At 42.8% G+C, this 17,155-nt stretch carries 14 protein-coding genes; all 14 read right to left on the bottom strand.

Annotation, left to right across the window (positions count from 1 at the left end; translation table 11 throughout):
* Window positions 1–6 precede the first annotated feature (6 nt).
* Window positions 7–3,027, bottom strand: a complete 3,021-nt coding sequence (locus ACPUEN_RS00895) for a hypothetical protein (RefSeq protein ID WP_425637957.1) — start codon at window positions 3,025–3,027, stop codon at window positions 7–9.
* On the bottom strand, window positions 3,024–3,275 hold the full coding sequence (locus tag ACPUEN_RS00890; protein WP_425637956.1) for a hypothetical protein: 252 nt from the start codon (window positions 3,273–3,275) through the stop codon (window positions 3,024–3,026). Before ACPUEN_RS00890 ends, ACPUEN_RS00895 begins: the two co-directional genes overlap by 4 nt.
* 116 nt (window positions 3,276–3,391) lie before the next feature.
* Window positions 3,392–5,332: a leucine-rich repeat domain-containing protein gene (locus ACPUEN_RS00885; protein ID WP_425637955.1), complete on the bottom strand. Its 1,941-nt coding sequence runs from the start codon at window positions 5,330–5,332 to the stop codon at window positions 3,392–3,394.
* Window positions 5,333–5,357: 25 nt separating this feature from the next.
* A complete protein-coding gene (locus tag ACPUEN_RS00880; protein ID WP_425637954.1) occupies window positions 5,358–6,569 on the bottom strand; it encodes an ISL3 family transposase in 1,212 nt (403 codons plus the stop codon).
* 676 nt (window positions 6,570–7,245) lie between these two features.
* The gene (locus ACPUEN_RS00875; protein WP_425637953.1) at window positions 7,246–7,716 is read right to left on the bottom strand and encodes a JAB domain-containing protein; all 471 of its coding nucleotides are present in this window, start codon (window positions 7,714–7,716) and stop codon (window positions 7,246–7,248) included.
* Between the two features lie 291 nt (window positions 7,717–8,007).
* Entirely contained in the window at window positions 8,008–8,736 is a 729-nt protein-coding gene (locus tag ACPUEN_RS00870) for a hypothetical protein (protein WP_425637952.1), read from the bottom strand.
* A 7-nt stretch (window positions 8,737–8,743) separates the two neighbouring features.
* Window positions 8,744–9,580: a DUF4138 domain-containing protein gene (locus tag ACPUEN_RS00865; RefSeq protein ID WP_425637951.1), complete on the bottom strand. Its 837-nt coding sequence runs from the start codon at window positions 9,578–9,580 to the stop codon at window positions 8,744–8,746.
* A 25-nt stretch (window positions 9,581–9,605) separates the two neighbouring features.
* On the bottom strand, window positions 9,606–10,838 hold the full coding sequence (gene traM, locus ACPUEN_RS00860; protein WP_425637950.1) for a conjugative transposon protein TraM: 1,233 nt from the start codon (window positions 10,836–10,838) through the stop codon (window positions 9,606–9,608).
* 287 nt (window positions 10,839–11,125) lie between these two features.
* Window positions 11,126–11,743, bottom strand: coding sequence for a conjugative transposon protein TraK (gene traK, locus ACPUEN_RS00855; RefSeq protein WP_425637949.1), 618 nt, complete (start codon window positions 11,741–11,743; stop codon window positions 11,126–11,128).
* Between the two features lie 6 nt (window positions 11,744–11,749).
* Window positions 11,750–12,733, bottom strand: a complete 984-nt coding sequence (gene traJ, locus ACPUEN_RS00850) for a conjugative transposon protein TraJ (RefSeq protein WP_425637948.1) — start codon at window positions 12,731–12,733, stop codon at window positions 11,750–11,752.
* Entirely contained in the window at window positions 12,730–13,380 is a 651-nt protein-coding gene (locus tag ACPUEN_RS00845) for a TerB family tellurite resistance protein (protein WP_425637947.1), read from the bottom strand. The genes traJ and ACPUEN_RS00845 overlap by 4 nt, the downstream gene beginning before the upstream one ends.
* The gene (locus ACPUEN_RS00840) at window positions 13,367–14,032 is read right to left on the bottom strand and encodes a hypothetical protein (protein WP_425637946.1); all 666 of its coding nucleotides are present in this window, start codon (window positions 14,030–14,032) and stop codon (window positions 13,367–13,369) included. Before ACPUEN_RS00840 ends, ACPUEN_RS00845 begins: the two co-directional genes overlap by 14 nt.
* Window positions 14,022–14,717, bottom strand: a complete 696-nt coding sequence (locus tag ACPUEN_RS00835; RefSeq protein ID WP_425637945.1) for a conjugal transfer protein TraI — start codon at window positions 14,715–14,717, stop codon at window positions 14,022–14,024. The genes ACPUEN_RS00840 and ACPUEN_RS00835 overlap by 11 nt, the downstream gene beginning before the upstream one ends.
* Before the next feature lie 2 nt (window positions 14,718–14,719).
* Window positions 14,720–17,155: a TraG family conjugative transposon ATPase gene (locus ACPUEN_RS00830; RefSeq protein ID WP_425637944.1), complete on the bottom strand. Its 2,436-nt coding sequence runs from the start codon at window positions 17,153–17,155 to the stop codon at window positions 14,720–14,722.

Genomic DNA, 17,155 nt, shown 5'->3' with positions numbered 1-17,155 from the left:
TTAGTTTCAGTTAGCATAATTGTATTCGTAATGCTCCAATATATAGCCGTCTTCATCCTTGATGGTTTTCAGCCTGCCCATAACGTCGTATTCGTATTTTATAGAAAAGTTTCTAGGGTCAGTCGCGCTCTCAATTCCCAACTGGGGTCTGTAGGTATATGTGGTCATCAATGCCTCTTTGGGGTAAAATCTGACATCATCAACCTGGCCAGATAATGAAATATTGTATGTGGTAATGGGACTTGTCAATGTCACTTCATTGGTAAGATAAACCCAGTTGGATGATTGCTTTTGCCAATAACTTAAAATGTAAATTTTATTGGTGGTCAAACCAGTCAAGGACTTTGAATAACCTCCTGTTTTGCTTTTAGTTCCTGATCTTGCCCCCGTGGTTGTTACCCCAGTTGTCTCTTCTTCAAAACTCGTGAAGAAAAATTCGTTCTTTGAGGCATTATCCACTTTTGCTATGGGATACATATTTTTATAGCCCCAAAGGAATGAAGATGAAGTGCTGGCCCCCCTTTTTCTTTCAGTCAAGTTGCCATATAAATCATATATATAGTTTGTTTTGATAAACTCACCCGTTCCAGTGGGGTAATCATCGACTGAGGTCAGTAGAATTTTATTGGTAAATAATAACTGATAATTGTTCGCCTTAAGATTTTTCAGAACGTTATTTACAAAGGTGCTTTCCCTGATTACCGGGGAGGTCATATGCCTGTATCCTTGAAGAGTATTATCCCACATGACAGTCGGGGCACCGGACCCGGCATCCGAGGGATAGACGAATTCCTTTCTTACCACTTCCCCGTTACTGTTGGTTTCGGAAATTGTTTTCGGATTGGAATGCTTTAAATCAGTGGTATAAGAATAGTTGATTTCCTTGGTTACACCATCCTTTATTTCGATTGTTTTGTCTAGGAGATAATAGGCACTTTTCAGATAGTATTCTGTATAAAAAGGAAGTAATTCGGAACAATCTCCATTCGGATTATTATAACATGGAAGCAATGCCACTTTAATGGTATAAGTTGAATTAAGGCTACCTTTTTGGGATCTTAAATTGTCAGAAAAATATTTATTTATACCCAAATCATCTTTATAGGTACTGCTTTTTTGCTCCCCGGACCCGAAGTCATATAATGGGGGAGCTGCAGGATACTTCAGGTTGAAATTTGTGGGATGTCCATTTACATAAGAAAAAACAAACTGACTGTTATCTGATCTCGTTTCTGTGACATTTGTATAGCCAATATGGTATCCCAATGTGGTTTTTAAGGGAGGATTCGGAGATGAGCTAATAATAGTACCAATATTATACCCACTATAGTATAAGTTTGACTTATAACTTTGACTCTTGGGATATTGATCATATTTAGGTAAGCCCGCATACAAAATTCCGCTATCATAGGTATAGTTTTTAATTATTGTCCCCCCCTTTCCATCATTGCTGGTTATTTTTTTTATCCTCAATCCTCCTACTATATTAGTTACGCTATTTCCGTCTATAAACTTATGGGCTTCATATTCAAATAATGTAGAACCACCGGTAGGGAAAGTAATTTCATTAAGTGTCCAGGATTTCATCTTGTTTTCATTTGAGGTCCTGTTTGCACCACCATTAAAATTAATGTTGCCGCAGGGATTTACAAAAACAGTCATGGTAGGAAGCAGGCCCTGATTCGAATCCGCCCCATTATAGTAGCCCCAAGCATCTTTACCCAGGGAATATCTTCTTGCCATGGTATAGGACGTTCCCTCGATATAGGAAAATTGATGTGCAGGGAAAATAATAGATCCCGAACAGGAAGATTCCTGGACTGACAACAATTTCAATCTTCTTGTATCATATGTACTTCCATAAACCGGATAGGAGCTGGAAGTCAGGCTTTGAAAGTAAGAATGACTTAATGTGAAGTTTTTACAAAATAAGCCGTTCTTAATTTCAATAGTTTCCAGGGATTTTGCCTGAGTGTTGTCCCCTAAAATGTAATCATATGAGGATAAATCTGTTCGAATGCTATCTGAGGCAATAAAATTGATTTCTGTATAAAGGGAGCTGGTGGTTATTTTGTTTAACCTTATACCATTGATATTATTTATTGTTGGCAGTGTTTCGGCATTAAAGGAGCCTGTCAAAGGACAACTATTACCTTCTTGGTATGTCATGGAATGCCCACCCCTTGTGCCGTAACTATAATTTTCAGCGACATAGGTCAAATAGACGTTATGTCGTTTATTGGGCGATTCAATTCTGGTAAGGTACCAACTGGTTGAAACTTTAGGCATGGCCAATGTTGTCAATCCTGAATAGCTGTTTTCTGTAGCGCCAGACCCCCCAAAATAGAAGACCATACCGTCAGGAGCAGTTAAAGTCCAAGCCGAAAATTGAGCATCCACCGGTTTTATCACATAGTCTTTCTTAGGTATAAATTGTGGGATTTTATCTTTATCAAAATAAAATTTCCCGGAATGGCCCATTACATTGAACGTAAATATGTCTGGTTCTGTATCCAAATATCCATTGGCAGCATCTTGATAATAATTTAAACAATCACATTCTGAACCCACTTGCGTAGAATTACAAGCAGGATTATCACTGCCACAATCAAACATTTCAGAGGGATAACCTCCATCCTTGTACCAGCCCCAACCCCCACGATCAGACCTCACGTTGCCATTGAGGGGATACCCGCCTTCATCAGGAGCACCTACGACACTCCTTGTGATTACCCCTCCCGCATTAAGACTCCAACCCAAACCGACCCAGCTTGCTACCTCATCTACTTTAATTCCAGAAGCATGATAATTCATAGAGATCGGAAGGCTTATATCACCTTCCTGAACTGTGTAAATCGGGATAGAGATATCCGGTACTCCAGTATGATGACTCACGGGATAATCCCCGTATTTTCCCAATGAAGCAGCATTTGCCGATGGAAATCCAGGTTCTTTAATCTGAGCTTGAAGCGCGATAGGCGCAGATACCAGCCAAATCAAAAAGGCATATTTAAAGATTTTAGTCATAAATCCAACTTTGATTTTATAGTTTCAATTTCTTTGGACTGATAGAAAATATACAAGGTCAGTCCCTCAATTTTCTCCAGCAGGTTTACATTCATTTTCAAAAGATTAACGCCATTATCCAAAACATCAGCTTCTTTAGGGACATTACGCAGACGCCCGTTCTTCTCAATCAAAGTGTCTTGTTCTGATATAGGTATAAATGAATATTCAGGTTTAAACACATAGTCCGCCCAGCCGGTGGTGGTCACATTGATTTCATGGGCTTTTATTTTTCCATTAATCGATAGGTTTCCGAAGTTGGAACAGTTCCAATGCCTATGCTTCCATTCTTACTGATTCTCATTCTTTTATATAAGGGCTATTTTCATTGGTATTGAATTTTATATGGTAACCTTGGCCAGTCATAATGAGCCAACCCCTCCCATTCATAATTAGACCCGCTGATTGGTTCTTCCTCCTCTACCATACAAATCGTCTGAAGTAAATCCTCTCCAATTTTCACATAATAGAGATCTCCAAACAAAAGTGAACCTGGATAATCAGGATTGGTTATTTCCAGATAGTAAAGTCCCTCACAGGAGGAAGTACTGCAGTTGACACTTATTGTTTTGTTACCGGGAGAGGCTGAATGTAACCAAGTACCATTCTTCTTCCATCGGTAACTGGATTGTGCCCCCTGGTAATTCCCATCATCAACTGTTAGATTCAATGAGGCATTTGGCTGTACATAAACTGTGTCAACAAAGTCCAATTTCTGTGGGGAATACTGGAAATTATCAAGCACTTTAGTCTTTGCATAAGCTAAATTCTCAAAATTAAAATTGTTGTAGCTTAGCAAGAACATGCTAATATTTTTATCATAAAGGCAATTTGGGATAACTCCTTTCAATAGATTACTCTGTAATTCCAATTGGCTGATATTTGGGAGAGAACATAAACTACTAGGTATACTTCCTGTGAGTTCATTGTTATTTAGAGTAAGACTTGAAACATTGACCAAATTTCCAAGGGAAGACGGGATGGGACCTGTCAATTGGTTGTTTGCCAATCTCAGATCCTGCAAATTCGAGAGATTCCCCAATTCTGAGGGAATAGACCCAGTCAACTTATTTAAATTCAATCTGAAATTCATCAAACTGCTCATACTACCCAATTGATAGGGAATAAATCCGGTTAATTGGTTTTCATGGGCATAAAAGCTGTGGACATTTGTCAAACTTCCAATAGTTCCCGGAATCGACCCTGAAAAACTATTGTTATATAGCCGTATTTCCTGAAGACTCGACATGTTACCCATTTGACTTGGGAGTGGGCCTGAAAACTGATTGTACTGAAGGAGCATTGTCGTAAGATTGCTCAGACTTCCGATTGTAGAGGGTAACTGACCACTGAAAGAGTTGGTATGAAGGCCTAAAAATTTCAAGGCTTGCATATTTCCTATTGTGGAAGGAATTGGTCCGGAAAGATTATTTCTGTAGAGATATAAATACTGAAGGTTTACAAGATTCCCTATTTGTGATGGAATACTGCCAGTAAGATCATTGTCATAAAGGACTAACCAAACTAAACTGGATAAATTCCCAATGTTTGTTGGAATACTACCACTAAGTTGATTCCGGTTAAAATACACATCCGTTAAATTTGTATTTAATCCTAGGTCCAGAGGGATCGGACCTGTAAAGCTGTTATTTGCTAAATGTAAAACAGTTAAATAAGGAAAAACACCAAGCCAATCCTCCAAATCACCTGATAGAGAATTAGACCTGAAGTCAAGCCAATATAAATTAGATAGATTTTCTATACTTGAAGGGACTGTTCCTACCAGATTGTTATCACTTAAAAGTAAGTAAGTAACGTGACCATTCGCGTCAGTTATGACACCATGCCAATTGCCTACATATTGGACAACATTTGGGTTTGCTGTACTCCATCCGGAGTTATAATTCCAATTTGCCCCACCTGTTGACTGATACAAATCCATCAAGGCATCATATTCGGCCTGAGAAGGCAATGGATTTGACATCATCATGGCACCTTTTGAAGAGGATTTTTCTGGTTGTTTTGAATGAATAGAATTTAACTCATCGAAACGATTTTCAAGGTTGCTTTCAAGCAAGAGATCAAGGGATTTGTCCAGGTCATTCTTTTCAGAATTTGCTCGGTTTTCAACCTTTTGAGTTTGCTGCGGTAAGCAATCGACTACACTTAAGAAAAATGCAATCAATAAAAAAGTCAATTTCCTCCTTTTGAAATTTAGTATGACAGTTGCTAGAAAATCAGACTGTCGAGTATTTTCTCGAATCATAAAATTTTTAGGTTCTACCCTTAAGTTAGTGGGGATATAAGTTTAATCCACCATGGAAAAACAGAATGGCGCTTCTAAAGTTGGCAAAGGTTCTATATCCTTTACCAACAGTTTTAAGCTCTTGGATTTTACCATTGAGCCGTTCTGCCATGGCGTTGTTCAAGTTCATCAATAAGGCATTTACTACTCCCTTGATATGGTTGTTGAACATATCTACTACTTTATCGATTTCCTTGATTTTTCTCTTCTGCGAATCAACAGTCCATTTGAGGTACAATTTCCAGGCGTACAGCTTTTGGGAGCTGAATAAATCCTTGAAGTTTTCCCGTACTTGCCATGCCTTGCTGACCTCATAATTGGCACCGGCAATCGCATCAAAATGAATACGTTGTTTCTCTGTGAGGTTTTCCGGATTCTTAAGCAGCGCGTAGCGGCTGTTCTTTAGTTCCTCATGTTGCTTTACCTCTCTTCGTCGCACCTTGTCGATTGCATCATTGAGGTACTTGACCAGATGAAAACGGTCATGGACAATGGATGCATTGGGGAGCATTTCCTGAGCAGTAGTGATAAACGCCTTCCACATATCCATGCTGATTGCATTGACCTGCTGAAGTTGTGTAGGAGTCAGTGATTTGTTTAACAGTGATTTGACAGCTTCTTTGGTACGGTCTTCGCCTACATCCAGCACACAGCCGGAGTTAGGATGGCTCAGGACTGTAATGTAATGATGGCCCTTCCTAAAGGACTTCTCATCTATACTCAATTGGTCAAAAACTACCTGCGAATAGTTCCTTCTGCCCATGCCCCTTAGGGTGCTTACATGTAGAATTCTATTCACTATGTTAAAACCACTACGCATGAGCAGCGCGGTTTTAGTCTGGTTCTTGGTTGCCTTCAACAGATCAATTACAGCATGCTCAAATAGATAAGTATGGCGCTCATAGCCCGATGCCCAATTGGGCTGAACAGTCTTCACTTTGCCATTCGAGGCGATAATTCTGGGAAGCTTACACTTGATGTAGGTCTTATATTGCATCGTGTCAAGATGTCTCCATTTACGCTCGGGCGCATGGTCATATACTTTGCATAACTCTCCGGTTTGGTCATCTGCCAATTCCTGCAAACGGCAGCTGATACTGATGTAAATCTCCGCGTTTCCAAGGTCTGTTTCGATAGATTGGACTTCCCAACCATCCTCAAGATTAAGCAGGGTGGTGAAAAAATTCTCGGTAAACATTTTTTTCCTCTAAGATAACTATTCCATTAAATTCGTGGTAGAACCAATTTTTATAGTTTAAATAGATATAAAAAGAGTTTTATCCAATGAGAGAACATTTATTAATGTGAAACAAAAAAGCAATGAAAAAACTAAATAGGTTTTGTTATGAAAACTGGCTTAAGCTAAGCATTCCAAATCCTTTGCATAATGGAAGAATAATTCCTAAATAAAAAATACCCTATACAGGGTATTGCATATGTCACTAAATTTTAAATTGAAATATATAATAATAATTACTGTATATATCTTACAAAAAAGGGTGTTTTTTATAAAACACCTACAAATCAAATCATTTCATAACTTATTGAAAATCAGAAGAAAAATTTTTACCTATTTTTTTCATCAAAAATATTTTTCTATCCAAATCCTATTTTCATCAAAAGAATCTACTTCGAGACGAGTTTATTGACAAACATCAATAGGGTGTTTTAACTATTCCCATTCTAAAAAAAAAGAAGTAGAAGCTTTGAGCTCAAATTGAAAATGAAACCATTCAAAGAATAGCTAAAATGACCGCACATTTAAAAAACAGAACCCTCTCCTTAGCAAAAGTAAAATTGCAATAGCTACTCATTCACTTTTAAGGCTGAAAAGCATGAATAGAAGTGCCTATTAATTCAATAAAAGAAGAGCCCTAAAGCTCCCCTTCATCTGCAAAGGAATAATAGCCTTCGACTGTAACAATGACATGATCTAGAACCGGTAAATCCAAAGCCTTACCTATTTCCACCAATCTTCTGGTCATTCTTTTATCCTGATCAGAGGGCAACAGGTTTCCGGAAGGATGGTTATGGCTTACAATAATCGACTGGGCACATCCTTTCAATGCCGCACCAAAAACCAGTTTGGCATCCACAACTGTGCCCGCAGTTCCTCCTTTTGATATGGTACAGATTCCCAACACCCTGTTGGCTCTATTTAACAACATGACCTGAAAATGTTCAGTAAGTTCGAGGGCATCCTTATCCCAAAAGCTATATAGCACTTCATACACCTGTCTGGAACATTCCACTTTCGGACGTTGGGATGATTTAATAGTTGGCTTATAGCCCAGTGTAATTTCTGCTACTTCATTGAGATTGATAATTTGATTTACAGCTTCCATGATAACTACGTTTAAGTTAGAAATTATTTAGGATGCCATACACAGGTGTACCGGGAGCAAGGAAGCAGGAAACGGAATAAATAGCGCAGCGCAGCAAGCGGCTTTATGCCGTAGTCTGCTGACCGCCCCGACCGGGACGCCTAGCTTTGTACCGAAATAATAAGAACCGGAACCTCCCTCCTCTTAACCTCAGGAATGCCTGATATCTTAAAAATCCAAAACACAAAAAACCCGGTTATAACCGGGCTTTAAAGTAAAACTTCACCAACACTTAAATTAAGGCTAACAACCCTACACCTTCACTCCCTTCGATTTCCTCTGGGCCTCGGGGATCTTTTCAGCCACAGCTTTAGCCTGGTTTTGGACTTCTTTCAAATCACTGTTTTTCATTCGCTTTCCCTCCCCATCATAAACATTCATTGTTTTGTACTTAGGATTGGCCTCCAGCAAAAACCTCGAATCACTGCCTATAATATCAACCTCGTGGCGGTTTCCTTTCTTCAGGCTGTAAAGTAACAGGCTAAGCTGGTCTGGTGACCCCATGTTATTTAAAGGAAGCTTCTGTACCGCATCCTCAAGTTTAAACCCATAATTCTGGTGGTATTGGGTGACCGGATGCTGTCCCTTCTCATCCTTACTCCCCAAATCCAACTGAAGCCAGGCATTGTATCGTTCCCCTTCTTTGTTGAACAGACTCTTAAAAACTGCTCTTCCTTCCAATAGATTGAAGGCTTCTTTGGCTGAAACCCCCTGATTGTGGTAAAATCGCTGGGACTGCTCTTTCCCTTCAGGCGTACTTAATTTGGCCTCAAAACCATTGTAATAATATCTTCCCTCATCCGACTTTCTAAAATGTAAGCCGTACTCGATTTTTTTATCCCCGACCTCCTTGCTCATATTCAGTTCAAAATCACTTTTCTTGGCCTTGATCTGTTTTTCCAGTTCCTTATTCAGCGTCTCTCCGAATCCTGAATATTTTAGTCGATCCTGTAGTTCCTGTATGTTTTCCTTGATCGTCATGATTATGTTATTTATTGGTTGAAATTAATATGGGTTGAACCTGAAGTAGTTTCTTCCCTGAGAGCGTCACTACCGGGTTGCGGTCACCGTTGGTTTCAAAAACCTGAATGGAAAGTTCCTTTGCATCAGCTATGGTAAACCGGGGAAATGCAAAAACAGCCACACCTGCAGATTTACCGGCAACGCCATGAAAAGGACTGAATGAAATTGGCTCGATGGATACTTCTCTGATTGCCGTGCGTTTTGTCTGCTTTTTGTCCTGAACAGTAAACCTCCATTTTTTTGCCAGGTAGTCCACCCAACTTTCATTTTCAACTGCCAGTTGAAAAAACAGTAACCCGTCTTTTTCAATTAGTTCTCCCAATCCCAGCCGGACCATCCCCCTCTTTTTTCCCCAGAATAATCTATCGGGAATCCGCTGAGACAAGTCATTGATCACAGCAGAAATATCAGCAGCATTCATAGCCGACCCTTCCAACAATGCATTGGCATATTCGACCTCTTGCTGCTTCCCGATATCTATAGGTCTGGCATCCGGATAGTCTGTGAAGTCCACTGTAAAAGGATACAGCTTTCCTTCGCTGGTTATCACATACATGCTGGTAGAACTAAAATACCTTATTCCAGCTTTCAGCTTCAGCACGTTGGGAGCGGCCTTATCCTTTTCAGAAAGCACGGCCGGACTTCCAAAATCCGCACTGACTACCTCATAAGGAAAAACCAGCACCGTAGTTTTGTCCCATCCGATCTGAATCGGATAGGTTTCCATCTGTGCCTCCTGAACGAATTGGGCACAACAAATCGGGGATAGCGCAAACGCTATCAATACCATAATAATTCTCATAGAAAATGCTTTTAAAGTGAACAGATTAATTAACAGCCTGATCAGCCAATAGCAGTGGGTGGCCTGCCTTGACCATTACCTTGACCAGTTTTGCTTTTTTGGACAGGATACCTTTCACTGTTTCCATCCCAGCCATGGAGGCCTGCGCCTCCCAGGAGGTTGTCATCCCCATCCTATTCATGGACTGTATTCCATCACCTGCTCCCTGCTTGACTGCATCACGGGTGATGGCATTGGGAATCTTTATTCCCGGAAGTGCATCCAGATCCACCACTTCCAAATCAACCGGAATGATCAAGTTCCCGGAACGGATACTCCGTACTGCTATATTCAGCCGTTCTCCGTTCAATGTGCAGACTCCGGTTATAGGCGTTCCCGCTGAAAACTCCACCCCATCTATGAATAGGGACTGGGTCAGTTCCATTTCGATGGAAGCACCCGATACCACTTCCTGATCTTTGGTCACTTGGGCAGAAACAGCAGGCCGAATGGTAGCAAAGGATTGCTGCTGATCAGTATCCAGAGAATAAAACCCATTTCGTTCTCCCCCACTATAGACAGATTCCTTAGGAGAGTCCACTTGCGTACTATGCTCAACCAGACTGACAGAAAAAACAGTCTCCCCCTCCCGTTCATGTATCTGTGACATGCGATCATGAACCCGTTGCGGATGCTGCACATCAAGTAATTTATCCAGCATGGCATCAATCCGCTCCATCTCAGGGTCTTCCATTTCAGGGGCTGTAACAGATGCCATCAGAGCTTCCAGCTTTTGTAGATCAGGATCGGCAGAAGCGCTACCCTGCTCCGGTGATTCAGCTGAGACAACCTCCTGACCGACGGGTTCCTGCTGCATATCCGGTTGGTTGAGTAGTTTTTCCAGGACAACCAATTTTTCCTGCACCTCGTTTTCGGTTTCCTGAAGTGTACTTTTCTGTCCTGTGTATGCAGTAGAACGATATAAAGTATCCTCCTTCTCTATTGCACTATCAGCAAAGGGATCCATCCTCCTTTGTTCCCGTACCTGCAAAGCCCTTTTTTCCGCATGTTCATAGGATTCCAGTTTATTCAGCACAATCGATTCTACTTGGGCTTCCGGCAGCGTCATGTTCAGTCCTTTCTGCTGTTCTCCTATACTTGGTTCACCGGTACCTCCTCCCATAGCCCAGAAGGCTAGGCAAAGGAATGGTAGGGTAAGGATGGGAAGTACAAGCAAAAATTTGCGTTCTTTTTTCTGTTTTTCAGTTAGCTGTTGCATAGTATGGTTTAGTTATTGGTTTGAAGTTTTTGGTTCATAGTCAAGGGAGTCGAAGTAAATCAGCGGAGGTTCCCATGCGGGAATACGCAGGGAAGTGGTAGTTTCTATGGACATTTCCAGTATCAAACTACCCCCTAGCACCGCTATACAAAGCAGTATAAACACTAGTATCAATCGCTTTTTAGCGGGCTCCGGGATTCGATTGACCTTTTTAGAAAACAGAGCAGCATATTTTTCAAGAAAGGCACTTTCCTGAATTGCGGAAGAAACAGGTATCCCCAGTATTCTCATCGCTTTTTCACCGTTATCGTTTCGTTGGAAAGGGTTTCCCAGTTTTCAATCAGAAATCCATGGGGATTCTGATCCGTGCGGTCAATGTGCCGCAGCCTTCCTTGGGTGATCAGACTTCTGGTCACCACCGAAGTAGGCCGGATGATCTTTTGCTTTCCATAAAACCTGAAATCAAAAGGATAGGAATCCATCGAGATGCTCACACTGTCCGTCTCTACGGTCTGATTCATATTAGCTGATACGATTTGGGTGTAATAGCCCCTTTCGCGCAGGTTGTCATAGACGCTTTTGGCAGAACCATCCGCCAGGTAAAGGCTCCTGGACACCTGCTCCATGATGAAATTTTCATCAGGACTCAGCGTAAAGAAATAATGATGGAACATCCTCACGTGATCCCTTGCCTCTACTGGTATGTTTTCTTTTTTCGTAGCCGAGAAAGCCTCCAATGCTTTTCCTTCTGCCAGGATATAAATCCGTTCCTGTGCTGCCTGGGTTGCCTGAATTGCCCTCATCCCCAAGTAGCCTGACAGGCAGAGTGAACCCAGGGTAACTGCATAGGATAGGTATTTGACATGGCGGAAAGCAGTATCCAGATTTTTGAGATTTTGAAACATAGTACCTTATTTGATGACTTGATGAATAACCTGGGTTCCACCCAACGCACTGGATTTGGCTGCCCCTGTGGCAGAATTAAGCAAACTATCCCTACCACCCGGCTGCACGATAAATCCAGCCACATTGGGAACCGTCATATAACCGATAATAGCGATGACCATGAAGACCAAGTAGCCTAACGAAGAAGTAAAATCCCCATCCAGTACCATCATATTGAGTTGGATTTTGGCGATGATTGCACCAAAGATATTGGCTACCGGGAGCCACAGGGACAAATTGATGTAGCGCGCAAACCAAGCTGCCAGGGTATGCTGGAACCCGTCAAAGACAGAAAGACCAAAGACGAGCGGACCAAGAATGGACAGTACGATCAGCTGAAAGGTGCGGATGGTGTTAATACATAAGGCAGCGGCGAAAAACAGCACCTGCAAAAACTCTGATATCAGTTTGCTGACAATGGCTCTTAGATTAAAAACAAAAACCTCGTTTGCCAAGCGCTCAAAAAAGCCCATGTCTTTCAGGTTTTCAGGGTATTTTTGCTCACCACTATCGAGCAAGTGGTTGATATAAGGCTCAAGCTGTTCAGACTCCATTTCATAGATGTGATTGGCTATGGCTACATTGGTTCCTTCCACCATTTCAGCTGTAGCCCTGATGATTGGGCTCATGGTTCCATTAATCACCGCCAATACCTGCGGAAAGAGCATAATAGCCAACCCTATGGCAAAAGGGCGAAGTAAGGGATACATATCAATAGGTTCCGAGCGGGCAATATGACCCCAGACCCGCATGCTGATATACCAGATGGCTGCAAATCCTGCCAACGCCCTTGAAACGGTAATCAGCCCATTGGCCAGCGGAATCATTTCATCGTAGAGTTGATCCAATACCTCATGCAGGCCTTCGACACTTCCGGAAATAGCCTGTGCCTGGACAGATCCGGTGAGTAGGAATACCATTCCCACCAGTAAAATGGCTTGTTTCCTCATGGTTTTATTCCGTTTAATTCCAAGATTGACTTTCGTTCATTTCTAACCCTGTTCCGTTGAATTCCAAGTGAATTAATCTCTGTGTTTATATCCCGCAGAGAGACCAACAGACCTGACATTTCCACATGCAGGCGATCAATGGCTTCCAACCGTTCGAAGTCCGACATGCGCAGCTCCCCTGCGGTAAGAATCAGTACCAGCTCATCGAGGTTACGCAGGGAAGCCTTAAACAGCCCTTCATACATTTCTGCCAGATGTGCGAGCTCAGCAGCAGAAAAAAAATCTCCCATGCTAACCTTCGTATAGGTGGATTTATATTCGCCCAAAATCCGCTGCTGGTATTGGATGATTTCAGCTACACGGTAGTACTTTCTGACTTCAGGGCTGACTTTAAGGAGCTCATTCAAAAATGCCTCGTGGAGCTTGAAATTACCTTCGGCTATACTCTTTACCCTAGTATATCCCTGCTCCAGAACAACATACCCTTTATGCATTTGGTCCAGGATTTCCTTTAGCTGCATCAGCTTTTCATAATTCAGCATAAGCTGTGTAGCCTCATGGGTCTGGCTGTTCCCTGGAGAGGGATGCAGCAACCCAAGCAGCAGCATCCCCAGCCCAATGACCTGTTTGATTTTACCTGACATCATAGAAACTGTTTAGTTGTTGGTGTTGGGTTTCTTTTCGCTTCCTATGCAAATCCAGTGACCGGATTCTCCCGTTGTAGACATTCAAGCCTTGAAAAAGCTGTTGAATTCCCGCGTACAATCCATCTATCGCAGCCAGCCTTTCCCCATCATCCATAGCATAAGAATCCGAAGACAGTAACTCATGGAGCTCATCCATGAGGACATCCGCCTGCGCTTTACTTCCCCTATTGAATCTATTGACAGCCATTATCTCCCCCTCTTCCAGCATGCTTTGATCAGCCAGAAATCTATCCATCCAATCCACCTCCCTGTTGATCTGCTTATATACTTTCAGTATTTCCAGCGCAATCGGGTAATCCCGGACTAGCGGATGAACTGCAACCAAATTCCCGAAGTAGTCGGTGTGCAGTGAGTATTCACCGGCCTGAATGTCCCCGACCAAACTCCATCCTGCCTTGGCTATTTCATATCCCTTTTTTGCCACCTCCAGATAGGCAGACAGTGCAGCTATCTGATTGATTTTGTAGCTGGTCTGCAGCTTTTTCTGCTTAGTCCACTCCTCCAGGGTTTGGGACTTTACACCAGTTCCAGAACACATCATTACCAGCAGGAGAATCACCCTGCTTACTCTCCAGGAATAGTTATTTTCCATCCAAATCATAGTTCTTTTTTAGGTTGTTGAGTGGCAGTAATTCACGGGAACGGATCAGGCGCATATTCCTTGAATTATGCGACCTTAAATCCACGAGATTTTTGCGGATTCTGTCCTCTGCCAGATGAAGGGAAGCCAGCCGGTCAGCATCATTCATCTGGGCGGTAAATGAAGTCATCACCCCGCTCAGGTGGCTGAGATTCTGTATTGACTCCTCCAGGATTTGTTGATAAACCCCAGAGATCAACTTTTTTTCTTCCCATGCCAAAGCAGGAGAATTGTTGATCATTCCCCAGGTAGTTTGATATTCCCTGACCAACTGTTTTTGCATAGCGGCAATATCCCGCACCCGCTGAAACTGTGCGATGATCCGCTTGACTTTCCAGAGTTCCTCAAAGAGTTCATCGTACTGCTTTCGCTGATTTTCATTCCACTCTGAAATCTCCGAAAGCCTCAGCTCACTCAGCTTATTCTCCAATACCTTCTGGGCATTCTGGAGCCAGATGGTCTGGTTCTGCAGGCGTTGAACCTTCAAGTCAATTGCCTGGATGACCTTTTTCACCCCAGCCTTTATTACTTCCAAAATCACAGCGATGGGAACGGCAGCTGCTTGCTGCATGGGCAATGCAGTCAGACTGATGACCAGCGGCAGGACTACCATCACAATTCGTTTTCTGATTTTCATAGCTAGTTGATTTCAAGTTCTTTCGAGAGTACCTCAATCGCCCTTTTTCGGCTACCGTATTTCTTGGTCAATTCCTCAACCCTCATTTTCTCCCGCTCCTCGGTCGTATAAGTGAGGTATTCTTCCGGGCTCACTTCCACCCTGTACACCTTTTTATAAATACTGATATATACTTCCTTGTAATTCCTGCCTGGCTCTTTGGCTTTATTCATCGATAGAATAATTGCCTTCTCCTGATCAGTCAAACCCAACAACTCCTGGATGTCCTTAAACTTGTTTTGGTACTTGCTCTGATCCAGCAGGATCTTGACATCCGCATTATTGATGATCGCATGTTTGATGATCGGGCTGGAGATGATGTCTTCCACTTCCTGGGTCACCACAATGGCTTCCCCAAAGAATTTCCGTACCGTCTTAAAGAGGTACTTGATGTACTCTGCCATCCCTTCCTTCGCGATGGCCTTCCAAGCCTCCTCAATCAGGATGATCTTTCTGACCCCCTTGAGCTTGCGCATTTTGGAAATAAAGATTTCCATGATCATCAGGGTCACCACCGGAAAGAGGATGGGATGATCCTTGATGTTATCCAGTTCAAAGACGATAAAGCGCTGCTGCAGCAAATCAAGATTTTCCCGTGCATTCAGCAGGTAATCAAATTCACCACCCCTGTAATATGGGCGCAACACGTACATAAAATTGTCCACATCGAAGTCATGCTCCCTGACCCCATCCCGCTTTAAAACCTCCCTGAATTCCTTACTCAGGTAGTCATAAAAAGTATCGAAGCAGGGAAAGACCTCCAAGTCATTTTCCAACAGCTCAAAATACCCGGACACCGCATTGGAAATTGCCACATATTCTGAGCGCTTGAATACCTCATCCTCTTTTTTCCACAACGCAATAAGCAGGGTTTTGAGACTTTCCTTCTTTTCGGTTTCCGGCCGCTTTCTTCCTTCCACATGAAACGGGTTAAAGCGGATGGGATTGTCCTGCTCGTAGGTAAAGTAATATCCCCCGATCAGCTCACAGAGTCCATGGTAAGAATGCCCCACATCCACCAATACCACATGTGTACCCTGTTCATAGTAAGAGCGCATCAGGTGATTGGTGAGAAAGGATTTTCCCGATCCTGAAGGCCCCAAAACAAATTTGTTCCGGTTGGTGATCAGCCCTTGCTTCATCGGCTCATCGGAAATATCCACATGGACAGGATACCCTGTAATCCGGTCTCCCAGCCGAATTCCGACCGGACTTCGGGAAGAACGGTAGTGGGTTTCCAGATTGAAAAAGCAGGTAGCCTGTGCAATAAATGTATCGAAGGTTTCATTCACCGGAAAAGCAGCCTCATTACCCGGAAGACCTGCCCAGAAAATCTGTGGAGCACCAACAGTTTCCTGTTTGGGTACCACATCCATTTTGGCCAGTGCTCCGGCTGCCAGATTTCGAAGCATCCCTACAGATTCAGCACTATCCGTCCAGCACATCACATTAAAATGTGCCTTTACTGCCTTTCTTCCTGTGGCAATAGCCTCATTTAAAAACTCCGCTGTAGCATCCCGTGCAATGGCATTCTCTCTGGAATAGTTGGCCAGAGATTCCAGTCGTTGCCGCTTGGATTCCAGGTCTTTCAATTTCTTTTGGTGATCTTCAACAAACAGAAACTGGTTATAGATATGGTTACAGGGTAGCAAGGCACAGACAGGCGTGGAAAAACCGATTGGAAAATCCGTTTGATCGGTTCCATAGGGTTCATAAGTTCTATGGGGACTGACCGTGGAAGGCAGATTATCCACCTCTCCCAAACTATAGAGCTGTACATACTTGCTTCCTATTTTCCACTCCGGTTTTAACTGAATATCCTGAAGCATATCCACCTCACCCAAATTCAGGTATTCTTCCAAAACGCCTGGCTTTAACGGGGTTCCTGCAAGTTGTTCGCCTTTCAACCGCTTCAGCCCAATTCCTGCATCCCCAAGAATCTGGACAAGCTGGCCAAGTACATTCTGAAACTCCTCCTGTGCATGGCCTTCCAGCAGTTCTATCGGAATAAGGGTTTTTCTCAACAAATTGGAAACAGCCGAATTCCCTAGCTTATTTCCCCTGGGTCTTTTGGTGATATACAGTAAACAGCGGTGGTTAAGATGCGGCCGTTCCGCAAAGAAGCGCTCACTGGAAATGGAATGAAATGAATGGTTTACGCCTTCAAACTTTCCCTGATATGCGCCATCTGTAAACCAATCCTGCTTGTGCAGCACGGTATTGCCGGGCAGTACCCCGACAGCCTTATTCCAGGCATGATGCACTCCTTCGAATCCTGCAGCACTCAATGAAAACAATTCAGGCAGGCCAACTTCAAAGCCTGCTGTCATGTCCCCCACGCGGGAAAGGATCAGCTCATGCTCCACTTTGTAGATTGGAAATAAATTTTCTAAATCCAT

Origin of the sequence: Algoriphagus yeomjeoni (assembly GCF_049821175.1) — a bacterium.
Taxonomy (GTDB): Bacteria; Bacteroidota; Bacteroidia; order Cytophagales; family Cyclobacteriaceae; genus Algoriphagus; species Algoriphagus yeomjeoni_A.
This window is presented reverse-complemented; position numbering and strand designations above follow the sequence as displayed.

What these genes read in the sequence shown, in the direction of transcription:
- ACPUEN_RS00895 (WP_425637957.1), bottom strand. Translation starts at nt 3,027, where the DNA reads ATGACTAAAATCTTTAAATATGCCTTTTTGATTTGGCTGGTATCTGCG.
- ACPUEN_RS00885 (WP_425637955.1), bottom strand. Translation starts at nt 5,332, where the DNA reads ATGATTCGAGAAAATACTCGACAGTCTGATTTTCTAGCAACTGTCATA.
- ACPUEN_RS00880 (WP_425637954.1), bottom strand. Translation starts at nt 6,569, where the DNA reads ATGTTTACCGAGAATTTTTTCACCACCCTGCTTAATCTTGAGGATGGT.
- ACPUEN_RS00875 (WP_425637953.1), bottom strand. Translation starts at nt 7,716, where the DNA reads ATGGAAGCTGTAAATCAAATTATCAATCTCAATGAAGTAGCAGAAATT.
- ACPUEN_RS00870 (WP_425637952.1), bottom strand. Translation starts at nt 8,736, where the DNA reads ATGACGATCAAGGAAAACATACAGGAACTACAGGATCGACTAAAATAT.
- ACPUEN_RS00865 (WP_425637951.1), bottom strand. Translation starts at nt 9,580, where the DNA reads ATGAGAATTATTATGGTATTGATAGCGTTTGCGCTATCCCCGATTTGT.
- traM (WP_425637950.1), bottom strand. Translation starts at nt 10,838, where the DNA reads ATGCAACAGCTAACTGAAAAACAGAAAAAAGAACGCAAATTTTTGCTT.
- traK (WP_425637949.1), bottom strand. Translation starts at nt 11,743, where the DNA reads ATGTTTCAAAATCTCAAAAATCTGGATACTGCTTTCCGCCATGTCAAA.
- traJ (WP_425637948.1), bottom strand. Translation starts at nt 12,733, where the DNA reads ATGAGGAAACAAGCCATTTTACTGGTGGGAATGGTATTCCTACTCACC.
- ACPUEN_RS00845 (WP_425637947.1), bottom strand. Translation starts at nt 13,380, where the DNA reads ATGATGTCAGGTAAAATCAAACAGGTCATTGGGCTGGGGATGCTGCTG.
- ACPUEN_RS00840 (WP_425637946.1), bottom strand. Translation starts at nt 14,032, where the DNA reads ATGGAAAATAACTATTCCTGGAGAGTAAGCAGGGTGATTCTCCTGCTG.
- ACPUEN_RS00835 (WP_425637945.1), bottom strand. Translation starts at nt 14,717, where the DNA reads ATGAAAATCAGAAAACGAATTGTGATGGTAGTCCTGCCGCTGGTCATC.
- ACPUEN_RS00830 (WP_425637944.1), bottom strand. Translation starts at nt 17,155, where the DNA reads ATGGATTTAGAAAATTTATTTCCAATCTACAAAGTGGAGCATGAGCTG.